Genomic DNA, 1,364 nt, shown 5'->3' with positions numbered 1-1,364 from the left:
TTCAGATACTACTCGCCTGAAATGGGGATATATATTTCTTCTGACCCGATTGGGCTGGCGGGCGGATTTAATACATACGCTTATGTGAAAGATACTAATACTTGGGTTGATGTTTTAGGTCTAAGTGGAGAGCTTGTATATCAACTTATCAGAGATAATAAGGTAGTTTATTATGGTATTACAAGCAGAACTGCCTTAGAACGTATGGCAGAACACGGCAAAACAAAAGTGTTCGACAATATGGAAATATTGGCTGACGGACTTACACACGACCAAGCTCGCTCTATTGAAGGGGCTTTGATAAGACAACGTTTGAAGGAAAGAGCTGACGATTGGTCAGACTTTGATTCGATTAAAGCCAGATTAGATAAATCAGGATTAGATAATAGAAACAGAGGTCGAATAAAAGAACGCTGGACATCGGAAAATCCGTTAGACGATTTACGAGATAAAATATACAAAAAACCAAAGAAAGTAAAAGTAGGCTGTAAATCTTAAAACAAATAAAAAATGAAAATATTTAGCACAGCACCCGATGGAAATGAAATGGCTGATATGGCAAATGCACGCTACTTTAATTTGGCTATAAAACAAATTGAAGAAAATGCAGAATGGTTAAAAACAGCAAATAAACCAACGCAAGCTCTTTTAGCACATATTGAAATACTAATTATGCTTGCAAAAAGATTTCCAATCGATGCAAATTTGAGCATCAAAAAAGACAAAGTAAAAGAATGGAAAAATACGTTTAACGATTGGTTTGAACGTGTTGGTAATAAAATACCTGCAAAGTACAGGGACGGTATAAAAGCCAATGGCGATGAACTCTTTAAACAATTGGAACAATATGGACACTAATAATTTTAATGAGTTAATAAAACCATTCTTTTGGATCGAACACGAAAATAGTGTTTCGGTATGTTTGAATGTTGGAGAATACAAAGCAGAAATTTTCCAAGCAAGAGAAGATGAGGGCTTTGAGGGCAACGGTTATGATTGGGGGGCTTTAGCAAAAGTATTTTTGGAAGAACAAAAAACTGAACTAATAGAAATCATAAAGTTTGACCCCGAAGCAGATATGTTTTGTGTTTATTCATCTAATCCAGATGCTCTAAAATCTTTTATAATTGCATTTAAAGAAACCTGCGAAAACGAAACTTTAATACAAGATTTATTTTTAAGAGCAGAATTAGATTAAAAAAACACATCTTTATACAAACAAAAGAACGCTTCAAATGGAGTGGTTTTTTGTTGCAAAAGAAAAAAGGAGTAAAAAAACAGGGACTGACCGCCTCTTACAAAAAAAGTTATCAACAGGTATTTTGTTTGTTTTCCCTCTTTTCTTCTGATGGTTTTAAGGGATT

General features: G+C 34.2%; 3 protein-coding genes. All 3 read left to right on the top strand.

What is annotated here, in order from left to right; translation table 11 throughout:
* Positions 1-498: RHS repeat-associated core domain-containing protein (locus tag M1P97_RS26195; RefSeq protein WP_284697263.1), on the top strand; the 498-nt coding region annotated here is incomplete at its 5' end.
* 12 nt (positions 499-510) lie between these two features.
* The gene (locus M1P97_RS26190) at positions 511-858 is read left to right on the top strand and encodes a hypothetical protein (RefSeq protein WP_011608529.1); all 348 of its coding nucleotides are present in this window, start codon (positions 511-513) and stop codon (positions 856-858) included.
* Complete coding sequence (locus M1P97_RS26185) at positions 848-1,198, top strand: immunity 51 family protein (RefSeq protein WP_028728972.1); 351 nt, start codon at positions 848-850, stop codon at positions 1,196-1,198. The genes M1P97_RS26190 and M1P97_RS26185 overlap by 11 nt, the downstream gene beginning before the upstream one ends.
* Positions 1,199-1,364: the final 166 nt, after the last annotated feature.

This window comes from Parabacteroides leei (genome assembly GCF_023369805.1).
Lineage (GTDB): Bacteria > Bacteroidota > Bacteroidia > Bacteroidales > Tannerellaceae > Parabacteroides > Parabacteroides leei.
The sequence above is the reverse complement of the archived record's forward strand: the minus strand, read 5'-3'. Positions and strand labels throughout refer to the sequence as shown.

What these genes read in the sequence shown, in the direction of transcription:
- M1P97_RS26190 (WP_011608529.1), top strand. Translation starts at nt 511, where the DNA reads ATGAAAATATTTAGCACAGCACCCGATGGAAATGAAATGGCTGATATG.
- M1P97_RS26185 (WP_028728972.1), top strand. Translation starts at nt 848, where the DNA reads ATGGACACTAATAATTTTAATGAGTTAATAAAACCATTCTTTTGGATC.